This window comes from Brucella lupini (assembly GCF_002252535.1).
Lineage (GTDB): Bacteria > Pseudomonadota > Alphaproteobacteria > Rhizobiales > Rhizobiaceae > Brucella > Brucella anthropi.
The window spans coordinates 1-16901 of record NZ_NNRN01000041.1; the positions used below are offsets into that span (position 1 = coordinate 1).

A 16901-nucleotide genomic window follows, 5' to 3' on the forward strand; every position below is an offset into this window, starting at 1 on the left:
CGCAGTTTCGTAAAAAAGAAGGAATTTTCTTTCCACAGCCAACGATCAAAAAGCAGACCCATTGCGCTTTAGGCAGAGAGCCATCCCATGCGATCCGCCACATCATTCGCAAGAGCGCGCACACGCTTGCCCATATCTTCTATAATGTCAGGACGAGCCTCAGCCGCCATCATGGACAGAGCGATACCGGCCGTTGGGTGGAAAGGCCGGTCACAGATCGCAGCGCCGATGCAGAACATGCCTTCGCGCAACTGGCCGTTATCCAGTGAATAGCCTCTTGCTTTCGCCTCTGCCATCTCGGCCTCCAGTGCCTTGAGCGAAGGCGCGCTGGCCGGCGTGATCAGCTCGGGCCATTCGGGCGGCAGGTGACGGGCCAACTCCTGCGGCGACATCGCTGCCAGCATGGCCTTGCCAGTCGCGGTAAAGACAGCGGGAACCCGCATACCGATGCGGAATGTGATTCCCAATGGCGCGGTCGAGTTGCGGCACGAAAGATAAATGACATCCGGTCCTTCCAGATGCGAAAGCGTCAATGTATGCGCGCCAAGCCCATCGGCATCCGCAACCGCCTCATGAAATGCATCGACAATGTCGCTGCCAGCCATGAACACATTGGCCCAGCGCACTGATTGCGATCCCATGCTGAAGCTTCCGTCACCGTTGAGCTTCAGCAGCTTGAGATGCACCAGCGTTTGGCAAAGTCCGTGCACACTGCTTTTCGGCAAGCCAGTCCGACGGGCCAGATCGGAAAGCTTGAGCCCGTCCGCAGACCCCTTGCCGCCTTCCTGCGTGGATTTCGCGATCTGATCCAGAATTTGCGCCGCACGCATAACTGCCGGCACCAGTTTCTGGGAACTCTCTTCGTCGCTCACCGTTTTCGTCATAGCTTTGCGTTCACCTGATCGACCGCCTGATTAACCGTTTGACTTTGATTATTACGGGCTGTTTAATTCAAAATATCGTAAGCTGTTCAGTATACTGAACAAGCTTTCTCTGCAAGACCGGGATGGAACATCAATATGCTCGCTTTGAAAGACCCCTCACTGCTCAAATCGCAATGCCTCGTTGACGGGCACTGGATCGACGCCACGGACGGCACCAAGATCGACGTGACCAATCCGGCAGACGGTTCGGTCATCGGCACAGTTCCCTCTCTTTCTGTCGCGACCATCAAGGAAGCCATCGACGCTTCCGCAAAGGCTTTCCCGGCATGGGCCGCCAAGACCGCCAAGGAGCGCACAGCGGTCCTGCGTAAATGGTTCGATCTCATCGTTGCCAATGCCGATGATATTGCTCTTATCATGACATCGGAACAGGGCAAGCCGCTTGCCGAGGCACGCGGCGAAGTTCTTTATGCGGCATCATTCATCGAATGGTTCGCTGAAGAAGCAAAACGCGTTTATGGAGACACTATCCCTGCCCCGCAGGCCGGGCAGCGCCTGACGGTCATCCGCCAGCCGGTCGGCGTCACTGCCGCAATCACCCCTTGGAACTTCCCGGCGGCGATGATTACCCGCAAGGCAGCACCTGCCCTTGCGGCCGGTTGCACCATGATCGTGCGCCCCGCCGATCTCACGCCTCTGACGGCACTGGCGCTTGGCGTTCTTGCCGAAAAGGCAGGCATCCCGGCTGGCGTTCTCCAGATCGTTACAGGCAAGGCACGTGAAATTGGCGCTGAACTGACAAGCAATGATATTGTGCGCAAGCTCTCCTTCACCGGCTCGACGGAAGTCGGACGCCTGCTGATGGCGCAATGCGCCCCGACCATCAAGCGCATCTCGCTGGAACTTGGCGGCAATGCGCCGTTCATCGTGTTCGACGATGCCGATTTGGACGCAGCCGTCGACGGCGCCATGATTTCCAAATACCGCAATGCGGGCCAGACCTGTGTCTGCGCCAACCGCATCTATGTGCAGCGCGGGATCTACGACAAGTTCGCTGAGAAGCTCGCGGCCAAGGTCAAGGAACTCAAGGTCGGCAATGGCACAGAACCAGGTGTCGTCATCGGCCCAATGATCGAACCGAAGGCCATCACCAAGGTCAAGGCACATATTGACGATGCCGTATCCAAGGGCGCGAAGCTCATCACCGGCGGTAAAGAACTGGGCGGTCTGTTCTTCGAACCGGGCGTGCTGACGGGCGTAACGCCTGACATGATCGTAGCCAAGGAAGAAACTTTCGGCCCGCTGGCCCCACTCTTCGCCTTCGACACGGAAGAAGAAGTCATCGCCATGGCCAATGATACGATCTTCGGTCTGGCGGCTTATTTCTATACGGAGAATTTCAGCCGCGCGATCCGCGTCAGCGAAGGACTGGAATACGGCATGGTTGGTCACAATACCGGGCTCATTTCCAACGAAGTCGCGCCCTTTGGCGGCGTGAAGCAGTCAGGCCTCGGTCGTGAAGGCTCCAAATACGGCATCGAGGAATATCTCGAGACCAAATATATCTGCAGCGCCTACAAGCGTTAAAAACCGCTGTTTTCCATACCGTTCCCTGGAAAGCAGTGTCAAAAAAGATGGCGCGCATTGTTCGCGCCATCTTTTTTATTTATAGACGGTGCAACTACTAATATGGCTTCCGCCAAAGATAATCCGGAAAATATATGCTGCGCCGCCTTTACGACTGGACGATTTCGCTTGCCGCAAGAAAATCCGCCGAATGGTGGCTCGCCATCATCGCCTTTGTAGAAAGCTCGGTCTTTCTTGTCCCCGCCGACGTCCTGTTTCTGCCCATGGCACTTGCCCGCCCCGAACGCGCCTGGCGTTATGCCTTCATCGCAACAGTGGCTTCCGTCCTTGGCGGCATTGCGGGCTGGTATCTCGGCTATCATGCCTACGAGCAGATCGCCAAACCGGTACTCGAGATGTACGGCAAGCTCGACACGTTCGAGCAATTGCGCGGTACAACCAGCGCCGACACCATTCTATTGATGCTGATCACCTCCGGCCTTGCACATCTGCCGCCGATCAAGGTGGTGACGATCCTGTCCGGTGCAGCTGGCATCAATATCTGGCTCTTCATCGCATCGGCGATCGTTGCGCGCGGTGCGCGTTTCTATTTCCTCGCCTGGCTGCTGCGCCGTTATGGCGAACCGATCCGCGATTTCATCGAAAAGCGTCTTGGCCTGATCGCAAGTCTCGTAGCTGTCGTCCTGATCGCGCTCTTCTTTGCTGTGAAATATCTTCACGCCTGAGCGGTTCGCCCAAACTCGGTCAAAATAAATTGCTTGGAGACAAGCAAGCAGTTTGCCTTAAGAATAAGAGAGCCTTTTCAGGGAATCCCATATGGCGTTTGCACTCAATAATCCGGTCGGCAAAACACAGGCATGGACCGCAGGCATCATGACCATCGGCCTCGCCGCAACTGTCGGCACGGCACTGGGCTTCGAGCATCTGGCTGGCTTCATGCCCTGCAAGCTCTGTCTCGAACAGCGCACGCCTTACTATATCGGCGTTCCGGTTCTGGCTGCAGCTTGGGTCTCCTACGGCCTGAAATGGCCCCCGATCCTGACGCGCGGTCTTATCCTGATCGGCGCACTCTTGATGACCTTCGGGCTGGCGCTTGCCATCTATCATACCGGCGTTGAACTGAAATACTGGCCGGGACCGGTTGATTGCAGTGCCGCGACAATGAAAGTCACGCTGGATGCAGGCAATCTCCTGAGCGACCTCAATTCGACGCGTCCGCCCGCATGCGACAGCGCGCCGGGCCACTTCCTCGGCCTGTCCTTTGCCGGATGGAACGTCGTCGCAAGCCTGCTCTTTGCAGCTATCGGCTACTACGGCGCTTTTGCGAAAAGTGGGAAGTAAAAGCGGGAAACTATAGGGATCAGGGCTCCAGTTCGACATCCCAGTACAGAAAATCGAGCCAGCTATCGTGCAGATGGTTGGGTGGGAAAAGGCGGCCGTTATTGTGCAGGTCCTGCACAGTCGGCATGGCTGGCTTCTGGCGCGGCCACATATGCGCGACGGCAGGCATCATGCCGCCCTTGCGCAGATTGCATGGTGAACAGGCGGCGACCACATTTTCCCACGTCGTCTCGCCGCCATGGCAACGCGGGGTAACGTGATCGAAAGTCAGGTCATGCGGCGAGCCGCAATACTGGCACTCGAAACGATCACGCAAAAAGACGTTGAAGCGCGTGAACGCAGGATAGCGCGGCGGCTTCACATAATCCTTCAGGCAAATCACGCTCGGAACGCGCATGGAGAACGATGGTGAGGAAACGATGTGATCGTATTCCGCCACAATGTTCACGCGTTCGAGAAACACCGCCTTGATCGCATCCTGCCAGGACCAGAGCGACAGGGGATAATAGCTGAGCGGACGGTAATCAGCGTTCAGAACCAGCGCGGGCAAGCCACTGGTCGAGACGGTTCTGGGCGAGACGGCAACAGTCAAGGGCGCACCTCCTTCAGAGCAACTCCGAAAAAGGGCGAAATGGCTCTCCATGCGGAATTGCGCTTTCATCGAAGCGCCGCGCGTCCATTTGGGCGCAACAACGACGCTCCAACCTTCCACGCATCGGTCCAAAAATCGAAATCGATTTTTGAAAAGCCCGATGCGTATTCTCAAATAATTAGAGCACCTTTGTGCGCCCCATAGGGCGCACGGCGCTCTAAGGACGGGACTGCAATCAGCAGAAAATCAAGCTTCCGCGAATCGAAATTCCGTCATCAGCCGATGCGGATAATGTAAGCCCGACGTGACAGGATTGTGAAGCGGAAACGCATTTATGCTTCGGGAAACACGCAAGTTTTACAGCAGCATCTATAAAAGTGGCGCCGCTTCACGCCCCTTGATCGCCGCATAATAAGCCCAGAACAATCGCGCCGCCACGCCGCGCCATGGCGCCCAGTCTTCCGCCAGCTTGCGAAGGGCAACAGCATCAGGCCGGATCTCATGTGCAAAGGCGTGGCCAACAGCCGTCTGCAAGGCCACATCGCCAGCCGGAAACACGTCCGGATGACCGGCAGCAAACAGAAGATAGACCTCCGCCGTCCATGGGCCGATGCCTTTGATGGCCGTCAGTGCCGCGATCGCTTCTTCGGCAGGCAGATCGCAAAGCCCATGCAGGTCGATTGCCCCTTCTGCCAAAGCTTCACTCAAGGCAAACAGCGTTCTCTGCTTGGGACGCGAGAGACCAGCAAAACGCCAAGCCTCCTCCCCGCCCGCAATATAGGTTTCGGGCGTCAGCGGATCGATGGCCTGTTTCAGCCGGGCCCAGATCGCGGTGGCACTGGCCGTCGAAACCTGTTGTGCGACAATGATGGATGCCAGACTTTCAAATCCGGGTTCGGACCGGCGTAGCGGCACCGCATGGGACCGGCTCCGAATATCGGCCAGCCGAATATCGGCGAGAACCAGAGCCTCCAGCCCCGCCTCAATATCGCTCAATGTATCGATCCGCCGCATCGCACAGCCTTTCATTCTCTCGGTGCACAACGTACCAATGGAATCAGATGACATTCAACTGACACCGGCAACTGACATTGAAAACACCATGACCGCACCTGTGTTCCGCTTTGCTCCGAGTCCCAATGGCCAGCTTCACCTTGGCCATGCCTATTCCGCTCTTCTGAACGCAGATATGGCCAAAAAGAGCAACGGGCGCTTCCTGCTGCGCATGGAAGATATCGACACAGCACGCTGTACGCCTGCGCTGGAACAAGGCATTTACGACGATCTCCGCTGGCTTGGCCTGACATGGGAAACCCCTGTGCGCCGCCAGTCGGAACATTTCGGCGAATATCGCAACGCCCTGACCAAACTTGCCGACAAGGGCCTCGTCTATCCGGCATTTCTCAGCCGGGGCGAAGTTCGCGAGCGGATCGGCGAAGCTTTCGCCAAGGGCAAGGACTGGCCTTCCGACCCGGATGGAACACCGCTCTATCCGCAAAGCGAGCGCGATCTGACCGAAAAGGAACAGATGGAGCGTATCGCCTCAGGCATGTCCTATGCCTGGCGGCTCAATATGGAGAAAGCACTCGACATGGCTGGCGAAGCGCTCTTCTGGAACGAAAGCGGCGCGGGGCCGGATGGCGAGACCGGACGCGTGAACGCCGATCCAGCACAATGGGGCGACGTGGTGATTGCCCGCAAGGACACACCAACCAGCTATCACCTCTCCGTTGTCGTGGACGATGCCTTGCAGGGCATCACCCATGTCGTGCGCGGGCACGATCTGTTTCACGCGACATCCGTGCACCGGCTGCTGCAGAAGCTGCTCGGCCTGCCCGAGCCGCTTTATCACCATCACGATCTGGTGCTGGGCGACGACGGGATGAAACTATCGAAAAGCCGGCAGGATACAGCGCTCGCATCATTGCGCGAACAAGGCTTTACGCCCGACGATATTCGCGCCAAGCTGTCCCTATAAAAGCTATTTTCGCCGCAGCGTCACAGATGATGTGCCCACGCACCGATTGACGAAAGCACACCAAAGCGGTTCAAAGGCAACATGATAGCTGGCACTGAAGAGTGCCGGCGGTAGATTTGTTTATTTTGAAGGAGGCAGAGCCATGGTTTCTCAGAAAGCCGGTAATTACGTTGAGATAGAAGGCTTGCGCGTTGCCCCTGAACTGGTGGAATTTCTGGCCAAGGAAGCTGCTCCCGGAACCGGTGTGGAGCCGGAAAAGTTTTGGAAGGGCTTTGCCGCCATCATCCGCGATCTCGCACCGAAGAACCGCGCCCTCCTTGCCAAGCGTGACGACCTGCAGGCCAAGATCGATGCCTGGTACAAGCAGAACCGCGACAAGGGCTACAGCCAGGCGGATTACCAGCAGTTCCTGAAGGACATCGGCTATCTCCTGCCGGAAGGCGGTGAGTTCTCGGTTTCGACCACCAATGTCGATCCGGAAATCACCCATATCGCTGGCCCGCAGCTTGTCGTTCCGGTGATGAATGCCCGCTACGCGCTCAACGCCGCTAATGCGCGCTGGGGTTCGCTCTATGATGCGCTCTACGGCACCGACGCGATTTCCGATGCCGACGGTGCGGAAAAGGGCAAGGGCTACAATCCGAAGCGTGGCGAAAAGGTCATCGCCTGGGCGAAAAATTTCCTCGATGAAAGCGCACCGCTTACCACCGGCAACTGGGCCAATGTCGCCGGTCTCGCCGTCAAGGACGGTAAACTTGAAATCAAGCTGACCGACGGTTCGGCAGCGGCGCTGAAGGATGCCAACCAGTTCAAGGGTTATAATGGCGACGCAGCCGCCCCGACCAATGTACTGCTGGCGAAGAACAACATGCATGTCGATATCGTCGTCAATGCGGACCATCCGATCGGCAAGACCGATCCGGCCCATATTGCCGATGTGGTTCTGGAATCTGCCGTCAGCACGATTCAAGATTGCGAAGATTCGATTGCTGCCGTCGATGCCGAAGACAAGGTTGCGGTTTATCGCAACTGGCTCGGCCTGATGAACGGCAAGCTGGAAGACACGTTCGAGAAGAACGGCAAGCAGATGACCCGCCGCCTCAATGGCGACCGCAGCTACAAGGCTGCGGACGGTTCCACGCTGTCGCTCAAGGGCCGCTCCCTGATGCTGGTGCGCAATGTCGGCCACCTCATGACCAATCCGGCAATCATTGATGCCGACGGCCATGAAGTGCCGGAAGGTATCATGGATGCAGCCTTCACCAGCCTGATCGCGCTGCACGATATCGGCCCCAATGGTCGCCACATGAATTCGCGCGAAGGCTCGGTCTATATCGTAAAGCCGAAGATGCACGGCCCGGAAGAAGTGGCTTTCGCCAACGAAATCTTCACCCGTACCGAAGAAATGCTCGGCATGAAGCCGAACACGCTTAAAATCGGCATCATGGACGAGGAACGCCGCACCACGGTTAACCTCAAGGAAGCGATCCGCGCCGCCAAGGAACGTGTCGTCTTCATCAATACCGGCTTCCTTGACCGCACCGGCGACGAGATCCATACCTCGATGGAAGCAGGCCCGATGATCCGCAAGGGCGATATGAAGCAGGCCGCTTGGATCGGTGCTTACGAACAGTGGAATGTCGATATCGGTCTCGAATGCGGCCTTTCCGGCCATGCGCAGATTGGCAAGGGCATGTGGGCCATGCCGGACCTGATGGCAGCCATGCTGGAACAGAAAATCGCCCATCCGAAGGCCGGAGCGAATACCGCATGGGTGCCGTCGCCGACCGCTGCCACCCTTCACGCGACCCACTATCATCAGGTGGATGTTGCTGCCGTTCAGGCAAAGCTGAAGAGCCGTCCGCGCGCCAAGCTCGACGACATTCTGTCGGTGCCGGTCGCAACCCGCCCGAACTGGACGCCGGAAGACATCCAGCACGAAATCGACAATAACGCGCAAGGCATTCTGGGCTACGTCGTGCGCTGGGTCGATCAGGGCGTTGGCTGCTCGAAGGTTCCGGACATCAACAATGTCGGCCTGATGGAAGACCGCGCAACGCTGCGCATCTCCGCACAGCACATCGCCAACTGGCTCTATCATGGCGTCGTTTCGGAAGCCCAAGTGATGGAAACCATGAAGCGCATGGCAGCCGTCGTCGACAAGCAGAACGAAGGCGATGCCCTCTACCGCCCGATGGCCGCTGACTTCGACAAGTCGATTGCCTTCCAGGCCGCATGCGATCTGGTCTTCAAGGGCCGCGAGCAGCCGAACGGCTACACCGAACCAGTCCTGCATCGCCGCCGTCTGGAGCTGAAAGCTCAAGGGTGATTCTTTTCACTTGCAAATGATCGGATACGGCGGGAGAAATCCCGCCGTTTTCTTGTTCAATAAGGCTTTGAAATGACCCTCCTCATCCGCCACGCGACGGAAACCGATCTCCCTGCCCTGCTCGCCATCTATAATGATGCGGTAGAGAACACGCTCGCCATCTGGAATGAAACGCTCGTCGATCTGGAAAACCGTCGTGAATGGCTCAAAGCCCGCAATCGTGACGGCTTTCCGGTGCTGGTGGCCGAGCGTGAGGGGCAGGTCGTCGGCTATGCGAGCTATGGCCCGTTTCGCCCGTTCGAGGGTTTCCGCCATTCCTCCGAACTTTCGATCTATGTGGCGAGCGACGCACGCGGTGGCGGCATCGGACGCGCTCTCCTGACCGAGCTTGTGGAAGAAGCGCGCGAGCGAAAGGTGCATGTACTGATTGCCGGTATCGAAGCAGGCAATGCTGCGTCCATCGCGCTACACAAATCGCAGGGCTTTGAAGACTGCGGCACGCTGAAACAGGTCGGCCAGAAATTCGGGCGCTGGCTCGATCTTACCTTCATGCAGAAGATACTCTGATTGAAAAAGGGCCGCTTTCGCGGCCCTTTTTATCAGTTCGGCTGTGGAACAGCAGTCCCGACCGACAGCTCAGTCAGACCGATTTCGCCTTCGACCTGATCGCTGCGAGCCATCAGGTAAAGACCAAGGCCACAGGTCAGGGCAGCGATGAACACCAGATACCAGGCATGTGCCATCGGATTGACCGCCAGAAGCGACGTCACGATCACCGGCGTCAGACCACCAAAGACCGCATAGGAAACATTGTAGGAAAATGACAGACCCGAGAAGCGAACCGGTGCCGGGAATGCGCGTACCATCACATAAGGCACTGCACCAACCATGCCGACCGAAAGCCCCATCACAGCGTAAAGTGCAAACAGGACCGGCAGGGAAACCGCCGCATAGGTGTAGAACACGAAAGTCGCAATACCGAAGAAAATGCCTGCAACAGCGAAGAAACGTCCGCTGCCAATGCGGTCGACAATCGCGCCTGCGCTCACAGTTCCGAACATCAGGAACAGCGTGCCGAAGCTTGTGGCGGCAAGCGACTGCAAAGGCGTGTAGCCATAAAGTTTCTGCAGGAAAGTTGCGGTCATCAGCGTGGTGACCACGATGCCTGCCGACAAGATCCATGTCAGCAGCACGGAAATGATAACGCCATGCATGTGGTTGCGCAGAACAGTGCCGAGCGGCAGCTTATCCTTGAGCAGATGGCTGTTCTTCATCTCGGTGAAGATCGGCGTTTCAGCCAGCCAGCGGCGCAGATAAACGGCAAACAGGCCGAAGATTCCGCCAATGAAAAATGGAATACGCCATGCATAAGTAGCCAGTTCTTCAGGTGTGAAAATCCAATTGATGGCAGTGGCGATCAGCGAGCCGATCATAATGCCGAGCGTGAGGCCAGAGCACAGGAAACCGCACGCCATGCCGACACGATTGGCAGGCACATGCTCGGCCACGAAGGTCCATGCGCCCGGAACTTCACCGCCAATGGCGGCACCCTGCAACATGCGGAAGACGATCAGCAGGATCGGCGCGCCAACGCCCAGCGTCGCATAGGTCGGCAGGCAGGCCATGGCCAGTGTCGAAATCGACATCAGAAACACCGAGAAGGCGAAGACGCGCTTGCGGCCGAACTTGTCACCGAAATGCGCCAGCACGATGCCGCCAATCGGGCGCACCAGATAACCGGCTGCGAAAATACCGAACGTCTGGATCAGCACCAGCCAGTCGGGCATGTCAGGCGGAAAAAACAGATGGCCTATGACGCTCGCAAAGAACACGAAAATGATGAAATCATAAAACTCCAGCGCACCGCCAAGGGCCGAAAGGCCGAGCGTGCGGAAATCCTGCCGGTTAAGCGGACGGGGACTGTTGCTTGCGTGGAGATTCGTCGATGCCATCGATTCGATTCTTTTCTGGTGGTTTACGCAGTGGGGCCGATCTTTTCGGGTGGGTTTTAATGCGCCAATTGTGCATGCACTGCAAGGCTTGACTTCCAGATGTCGAAGCCTATTTTAGAACTATTCTAAACTTTGGATTCCATGATGCTCAGCCGATTCTTCCGCAACGACCGTCGCCCTTTCGATTCGCTTTCCGAACAGGAAATTCTGGCGCTTGCCATATCCTCCGAAGAAGACGACGCACGCATCTATCTCGCCTATGCCGACGGCTTGCGTGACGAGTTTCCGCAATCGGCGAAAATCTTCGAACAGATGGCGGCAGAAGAACACGGACATCGCGATGCGCTGATCGAACGCCACAAAGCCCGCTTTGGCGACCGGATTCCGCTGATCCGCCGCGAGCATGTCAGCGGCTATTACGATCGCAAGCCGGACTGGCTGGTGCGTCCGCTTGGCATCGATAAGGTGCGTGAAGCTGCATCGGAAATGGAGGAACAGGCCTACCGCTTCTATGTCGAGGCGGCCAAGCGCGTCAGCGATGCAGACACCCGCAAATTGCTGGGCGACCTTGCCCAGCAGGAAAAGCAGCATGAAGCCAAGGCCGAGTCACTGGAACACACACTGACGCCGGACGATGTGCAGGATGAGGAGCGCGCCGCCGAGCGCAAGCAGTTCATCCTCACCTATGTCCAACCCGGGCTTGCTGGCCTGATGGACGGATCGGTTTCAACGCTTGCCCCGATCTTCGCCGCCGCCTTTGCGACCCAGGATACCTGGCAGACCTTTCTGGTCGGCCTGTCCGCCTCGGTCGGCGCCGGTATTTCGATGGGCTTCACCGAAGCCATCCACGATGACGGCAAGCTCTCGGGCCGAGGCTCGCCGATCAAGCGCGGCCTGTCCTGCGGCATCATGACGACGCTGGGCGGCCTTGGTCATACTCTGCCCTACCTGATCAAGGATTTCTGGACCGCCACAAGCATCGCAGCGATTCTGGTCTTCTTCGAACTCTGGGCCATCGCCTTCATCCAGAACCGCTATATGGAAACACCGTTCCTCCGCTCTGTGCTTCAGGTGGTACTGGGCGGCGGCCTCGTGCTGGCGGCAGGCATATTGATCGGGAACGCCTAAACCGTCACAGCATCCTGCGGCCGGGAAATTGGTTCCTCAAAGCTCTCGATCGCAATGCGGCCTTGCCGGGAGACAGTAACAAAACTGTTTGCCGGCACCGCCATCCAGTTGGCGGCTTCACCGTCCAGCGGCTCCGACACCACGCATATGCCGGACGATCCGCCAAGTGTCGCCGTATAAAGCGTCGGCGCGAAAGCATCGGTCGCATAGCGGATCGCGTAAAGCTGATTCCCGTCGGAAAACGCCGCAGTCAGCCGCAGAAATGGCGGCACACCGCCGCGAACTGCTTCCTCGACAACCGTTGCCACCATGCGCTTCATGGCCAGCACTGGATCAGTGTCGAGACCGAATTCCAGCATCAGAAGAAAGATCAGTTCCGAATCGGTTGCGCCATGTTTCTGGCCATAGACGTCGTCGCTCAAATGGCTTTCCAGCCTGCGACGCAGCCGGTCGAAATGACCGATCTGGCCGTTATGCATGAAGCTCCAGCGTCCGGAAACGAAGGGATGGCAGTTGGAACGGCTGGTCAGCCCGCCGGTCGAGGCCCGCACATGCGCAAGGAAAAGGCGCGACTGAATTTGCCGCGCAAGGCTGCGAAGATTCTGGTCGGACCATGCGGGCAGAATATCCCGATAAAGGCCCGGTTCATCGCGATTGCCATACCAGGCAACGCCGAAGCCGTCGCCATTGGTACGTGTTTTGGCTTCATGCGCATCGTGGCTTTGCGCCACGAGCGAATGGCAGGGAGACGATATGATGTCTTCCAGATAGGTTTCAGGTCCGAGATAGGCGGCCCAACGACACATTTGCGATCCGGTATTTACCGGCCCCGGTTATGCGTCCGCTCATAAAGCTGGCGGACGATTGTGCTCGCCGTCTTCTCGAACAAAAATGGCAAAATTGCATGGATCAGTGCTGCAAAGGCCGCACAAAAAAGCTTGAACGAAAAACGTCCGGCAAAGGCCATATGTTCAAAATAGGTCTCGTCAACCGATTGAGGGTGTTCGGTGAAGAGGCGCGTGATGCGAGTGGTCATTGGAAATACTCCCGTCAATGAGTAAGTTGTTCCCGTTATACGGCGCATATCGCGCCTTTCTGGAAAATCATTCTAGCAAATGCATCTGAGATGAAATCTCAAAATATCCTTGATAATTACTATTTATTGGGACAATCATCCCACTATGAAACCAGTTCTCGACGAAATTGACCGTAAAATCCTGGATCAACTGCAAATCGACGGGACCCTGTCCGTTGATTCTCTCTCTGAGCGGGTACACTTATCGCGCAATGCCTGCTGGCGCCGGGTCAAGCGCATGGAGGATGAAGGGATCATCAAGGCGCGTGTCGCTCTTGTCGATGCCGAGATGGCCGGTTGCGGTCTGTCCGTCTTTATTCTGGTTCGCACATCAAGCCACGACCCCGATTGGCTGGGCAAATTTCGCGGTGCCATGGGGCGCTTTCCAGAGATCGTCGGGGTTTATCGCATGACCGGCGATCTGGACTATGTGCTGAAGGCGCGCGTTTCCGACGTCAAGGCCTATGACCGTCTTTACCAGCGGCTGATCGCCAGTGTTCCCCTGTCAGATGTTTCGGCTTCGTTCGTCATGGAAGAGATCAAGGAAACGACCGCCGTGCCGTTGGAGCGGGATTAAATCCCTCGCGGAGGGCAACTCATCGTGTAAAAGCATGATCCTGTGCCGCACTATCATTGCAAAACAGCAAATAGACGGTACACCTTTCATTGGTTTTCACGTATGAGCGTCGCCAATTTAGAGCGCATCCTGAAAAGTGTGAAACGGTTTCAGACAAGATGCGCGATGAAACAATGTTCCGCAAGAAAGGCCCCCTCATGACCGTAGCATCCGCACAAGCGCCAACGCTCGGCATCATCCGCCTCGAACATGCGAAAGGCCTCGAACTCCCGGCCTATGAGACAACGGGTTCGGCTGGCATGGACCTGCGGGCAGCCGTTGCCGAAGATCGCCAGATCGTTCTCCTGCCGGGACGGCGCACGCTGGTGCCGACAGGGCTGATCTTCGAAATTCCCGAAGGTTTTGAAGTGCAGATTCGTCCGCGCTCGGGCCTTGCCTTCAAGAACGGCATCACCTGCCTCAATACGCCCGGCACCATCGATTCCGATTATCGTGGCGAGGTGAAGGTTCTTCTCATCAATCTGGGCGATGACGATTTCCGCATCGAACGCGGTATGCGTATTGCACAGGCTGTTTTCGCACCAGTCGTCCAGCCGAAGATTGAAGAGCGCGCCCAAGTAACCGAGACGGCGCGCGGCGCTGGCGGCTTCGGTTCGACCGGCACGGCATAAGCGAACAAATCGCACGAAAAAGCCCGGCTGAGCCGGGCTTTTTTATTGCCTGTTTTTTACTGCGTCAGCGCCGCACGCTGACAAAGTACGCCAGTGACCTGAACGTCAGCCTCACCCAATTTGACGCCGAGCAGGTCGAGAATTCCGAAAACAAGATTGTCGATCAGAGGCGCTACCGGGGTCAGCAAGACTCCCACCAGCCCCACCACATCCCCCAGCGGCAGCTTGATTATTCCCAGCAGATTGAGATCTATTTCCATATTCTTGAGAAGAGAGCTCGAAAGAGAAGACACCAAATCGCTTGAATAAGCGGTCTTGATCCTTCTATTCTGTATATCGCTGTAGTTGAATGATAGAGAAGTCGTCTTTTCTCCCAGTTTCACTTCAGCTTTCGCTTCAAGATCGATAAGATCAACTTGAATTCCTAAAAGATACAGCTTCGCATTTGCTATTTTCGTTCGGCTCGCGGAGGGTTTCCGGTTCAAATCGTAAAAGGAGGAGCCGGTTTCTCCAAGATAGATACCAGCGATACCGGGTTTTGCTGCAATCGCGACATTGGCGCTCGTCGGGCCCGATGGACAGCTTATGCTCCTGAGTTCTCCCTCGGCCGAAGCAATATCGATTGCAAGTGGCAGGTTGAGATCAAGAAGCTTAACCCCAATCAGCGGGTTACCCGATTCACCACCGACGCGGATACCAAGTTTCAACCGAATCTGCGCCGTACGAACGAAGGAGCCTGCTGCGCCAACCCGGAAAAAAGGAGTGTTCAGCGGCGGTTCTCCCACCAGCACCTCCACGGTAACACCCAGTAATCCCGGGATGTTCAACCCTGAGTCGATATTGATTTGATGCTTGCCCCCAATCATGACCGCTGCCGAAACAAGCTGCAGAACATTCGCGGTTATGTTATATCCGGAACCGGAACCTATTGAGGCGTTCGCCAACGACCCGAGCCCCACAACTTTCCGACCGGCAGTTTCGTAGCCAGTGCAACTGCATCCTTGCCCAGAATGCCGAGTGCTGCTTTCGCCGTTGGATTGTTCGTCACCACTTCAGCCAACACATTTGCCAGCATCCCGACTGAAACATCCGTGTTTAGCAACTGGTTATAGGTCCCGGCCGTCAATCCCACCTTAGGAGCCAGCTTGTCCAGAAAGCCGAGCAGGTTGATATCGGTCGCAGCCAGAGCGTTATAGTCGACCAGCTTCAGATTAAGAGTGGTACCCAACAGACCACCCAGAAGTCCGTTCAACACACTCTGATCGGTATTCAGGCTCAACAGTCGCGAACCGATCCAAAACGCGGCTTCCGCCTTCGTGGCCGCCATGCCGGTAGCGCCAAGTGCGGGCCGATTGATGAATGCCTGTCCGAAATAGAGATTGCCCGGACGCGCCAGCCGGACGCGAACCGCATCGGGACTGGTGCCGCCGGCGACAAAACGGTTCGCGACCGCACGGTTCTTATCGGGAAAATAGTTGCCCTTCTCCACCCAGACGCGCGTCTTGTTGTCGGTCTTTCCATTGACGACAGAAGGATCGTAAGCGCCGGTCATCAGCACCGGATCAAGACCGTTCGCCCGCAATTGCCGCAGTACCGCATCATTGGCCTGCGAAAGGGAAGCCGCACCGGCAACGGCGGCAAAATCCGCCATGCTCTGCAGCTGGCGCCGCTCCAGAAACAGCGAACTTGTGTCCACGCTGAAAGCCGCCACCGCCAGAAATATGGGGGATACCAGCGCCGCCATTGTCGCCAGATTGCCGCCCCGTGCACGCAGGAAACGCGATACCAGACCCCGCATATCGAATACCCCCACCCTGTGTCAGATTCCGCCAAGCCTTATTGTCGATGCCCTTGTAATGGTCGTGTCTGGAAGCGGCAGCCCCGTCATCAGGTTCCAGATCGGCAGGTTTTGCGCATTGTAGCGGATCGTCACCGTGAACTGGTTCGGATCGGACTGGGCATTGTCGACACTCACCTGCATCTTCGATGGATCGATCAGTGAATATTTTGCCGCGTTTTTCTGGATGTAGGTTGTCGCTAGCGTCAACCGCTCCGGGGGATCGATACCCGCCAGCGCCGTCCGCGTGGCATCTGCCGCAAGCTGCTGGACGGCATTCGCCACGCCCAGATAAAGACCGAAGGCGATCATACCCATCAGGATCAGAAGAAAAACCGGCGCCAATATTGCGAATTCGACCGCTGCCGTGCCGCTTTTATTTCGCTTGAAAAATAACAATGAAGGTATTCTTCGATGCAGGTTTGAAAACCTGTCCGATATGAATGAAAACCTTTTTCGCCCCATAATAAGGTAAGCCATTTGCCCTCCCGTCAAAGAGCATTGAAACCTTATTCCCATGTTAATTCGAAGCAACATGCATCATGCATGCGCCGACCATCCGCCTTTGCGGACAGGTCACGTTCTAAATTCTTCCATCTACTTTCAGATGTGATTTCCCGATCTTATTTAATCAGGAGATAATTTAAGAACACTTAATTACTTTAAGAATCCTGTTTTATTTTGCGACTTCCAAAAGAATAACTGCAAGTTGTATATTGGTGCCAACTTGGTTCTCTTCATCGCTTGCTTTCGCACCATGACCGGAAGGAACCAGAAGCATCCATCCCTTTGTGTCACCGACAATTATTGCATGACAAATAATTAAGATGAAATCCTGAGCGGAGAAGCATAGATATCCCGTTAGCAATCCATAGTGGGCAAGTATTGTCTCGCTTTGGTTGTATGCGACAGAGAATTGGCGGGACATATTGATAAATCTCCGGAGATCG

The 16901-nt window shown here is 56.4% G+C and carries 19 protein-coding genes; 9 read left to right on the forward strand and 10 right to left on the reverse strand.

Features of this window, described 5'->3' with window-relative positions; all coding sequences use genetic code 11:
• Positions 1-68: 68 nt before the first annotated feature.
• On the reverse strand, positions 69-884 hold the full coding sequence (locus CES86_RS08425) for an IclR family transcriptional regulator (protein ID WP_012091380.1): 816 nt from the start codon (positions 882-884) through the stop codon (positions 69-71).
• A 135-nt stretch (positions 885-1019) separates the two neighbouring features.
• Here CES86_RS08425 and CES86_RS08430 point away from each other — a divergent pair, with 135 nt between their 5' ends.
• The 3 genes from CES86_RS08430 (at position 1020) to CES86_RS08440 (ending at position 3812) form a co-directional block, all read left to right on the forward strand.
• On the forward strand, positions 1020-2471 hold the full coding sequence (locus CES86_RS08430; RefSeq protein WP_094514158.1) for an NAD-dependent succinate-semialdehyde dehydrogenase: 1452 nt from the start codon (positions 1020-1022) through the stop codon (positions 2469-2471).
• A 134-nt stretch (positions 2472-2605) separates the two neighbouring features.
• Entirely contained in the window at positions 2606-3196 is a 591-nt protein-coding gene (locus tag CES86_RS08435; protein WP_010661318.1) for a YqaA family protein, read from the forward strand.
• 91 nt (positions 3197-3287) lie between these two features.
• The gene (locus CES86_RS08440) at positions 3288-3812 is read left to right on the forward strand and encodes a disulfide bond formation protein B (RefSeq protein WP_012091378.1); all 525 of its coding nucleotides are present in this window, start codon (positions 3288-3290) and stop codon (positions 3810-3812) included.
• Between the two features lie 19 nt (positions 3813-3831).
• Here CES86_RS08440 and CES86_RS08445 read toward each other — a convergent pair whose 3' ends face one another.
• Positions 3832-4404: an HNH endonuclease gene (locus CES86_RS08445; RefSeq protein ID WP_010661320.1), complete on the reverse strand. Its 573-nt coding sequence runs from the start codon at positions 4402-4404 to the stop codon at positions 3832-3834.
• Positions 4405-4773: 369 nt separating this feature from the next.
• Complete coding sequence (locus CES86_RS08450; RefSeq protein WP_040129102.1) at positions 4774-5418, reverse strand: DNA-3-methyladenine glycosylase family protein; 645 nt, start codon at positions 5416-5418, stop codon at positions 4774-4776.
• An 88-nt stretch (positions 5419-5506) separates the two neighbouring features.
• On the opposite strand from CES86_RS08450, the gene gluQRS reads away from it, so the two are divergent.
• The 3 genes from gluQRS (at position 5507) to CES86_RS08465 (ending at position 9278) form a co-directional block, all read left to right on the forward strand.
• Entirely contained in the window at positions 5507-6382 is an 876-nt protein-coding gene (gene gluQRS, locus CES86_RS08455; RefSeq protein WP_012091376.1) for a tRNA glutamyl-Q(34) synthetase GluQRS, read from the forward strand.
• A 142-nt stretch (positions 6383-6524) separates the two neighbouring features.
• A complete protein-coding gene (locus tag CES86_RS08460) occupies positions 6525-8711 on the forward strand; it encodes a malate synthase G (RefSeq protein ID WP_094514159.1) in 2187 nt (728 codons plus the stop codon).
• Between the two features lie 72 nt (positions 8712-8783).
• The gene (locus tag CES86_RS08465) at positions 8784-9278 is read left to right on the forward strand and encodes a GNAT family N-acetyltransferase (protein ID WP_010661324.1); all 495 of its coding nucleotides are present in this window, start codon (positions 8784-8786) and stop codon (positions 9276-9278) included.
• 32 nt (positions 9279-9310) lie between these two features.
• Here the strand turns inward: CES86_RS08465 and CES86_RS08470 are convergent, their stop codons facing one another.
• A complete protein-coding gene (locus CES86_RS08470) occupies positions 9311-10663 on the reverse strand; it encodes an MFS transporter (RefSeq protein ID WP_094514161.1) in 1353 nt (450 codons plus the stop codon).
• Between the two features lie 144 nt (positions 10664-10807).
• Between CES86_RS08470 and mbfA the strand changes: the two genes are divergently transcribed.
• Positions 10808-11791: an iron exporter MbfA gene (gene mbfA, locus CES86_RS08475; protein ID WP_010661326.1), complete on the forward strand. Its 984-nt coding sequence runs from the start codon at positions 10808-10810 to the stop codon at positions 11789-11791.
• Here mbfA and CES86_RS08480 read toward each other — a convergent pair.
• On the reverse strand, positions 11788-12597 hold the full coding sequence (locus CES86_RS08480) for a class II glutamine amidotransferase (RefSeq protein WP_094514162.1): 810 nt from the start codon (positions 12595-12597) through the stop codon (positions 11788-11790). The genes mbfA and CES86_RS08480 overlap by 4 nt on opposite strands.
• Positions 12598-12611: 14 nt before the next feature.
• Positions 12612-12827 carry a DUF6356 family protein gene (locus CES86_RS08485; protein WP_006473246.1) on the reverse strand — a complete coding sequence of 72 codons (216 nt, stop codon included), beginning with the start codon at positions 12825-12827 and terminating at the stop codon, positions 12612-12614.
• Positions 12828-12972: 145 nt separating this feature from the next.
• Here CES86_RS08485 and CES86_RS08490 point away from each other — a divergent pair, with 145 nt between their 5' ends.
• A complete protein-coding gene (locus CES86_RS08490; RefSeq protein WP_094514164.1) occupies positions 12973-13443 on the forward strand; it encodes an Lrp/AsnC family transcriptional regulator in 471 nt (156 codons plus the stop codon).
• Positions 13444-13640: 197 nt separating this feature from the next.
• Positions 13641-14114, forward strand: a complete 474-nt coding sequence (dut, locus tag CES86_RS08495; RefSeq protein ID WP_010661329.1) for a dUTP diphosphatase — start codon at positions 13641-13643, stop codon at positions 14112-14114.
• Between the two features lie 56 nt (positions 14115-14170).
• On the opposite strand, the gene CES86_RS27880 is transcribed toward dut, so the two are convergent.
• From CES86_RS27880 to CES86_RS08510, 4 genes are all read right to left on the reverse strand, one after another.
• Positions 14171-14980 carry a hypothetical protein gene (locus CES86_RS27880; RefSeq protein WP_235819894.1) on the reverse strand — a complete coding sequence of 270 codons (810 nt, stop codon included), beginning with the start codon at positions 14978-14980 and terminating at the stop codon, positions 14171-14173.
• A 59-nt stretch (positions 14981-15039) separates the two neighbouring features.
• Positions 15040-15912, reverse strand: coding sequence for a TadG family pilus assembly protein (locus CES86_RS27885; protein ID WP_235819895.1), 873 nt, complete (start codon positions 15910-15912; stop codon positions 15040-15042).
• Positions 15913-15933: 21 nt separating this feature from the next.
• Positions 15934-16350, reverse strand: coding sequence for a TadE/TadG family type IV pilus assembly protein (locus CES86_RS08505; protein WP_167387105.1), 417 nt, complete (start codon positions 16348-16350; stop codon positions 15934-15936).
• 277 nt (positions 16351-16627) lie between these two features.
• Complete coding sequence (locus tag CES86_RS08510; protein ID WP_040129100.1) at positions 16628-16879, reverse strand: hypothetical protein; 252 nt, start codon at positions 16877-16879, stop codon at positions 16628-16630.
• Between the last annotated feature and the right edge of the window lie 22 nt (positions 16880-16901).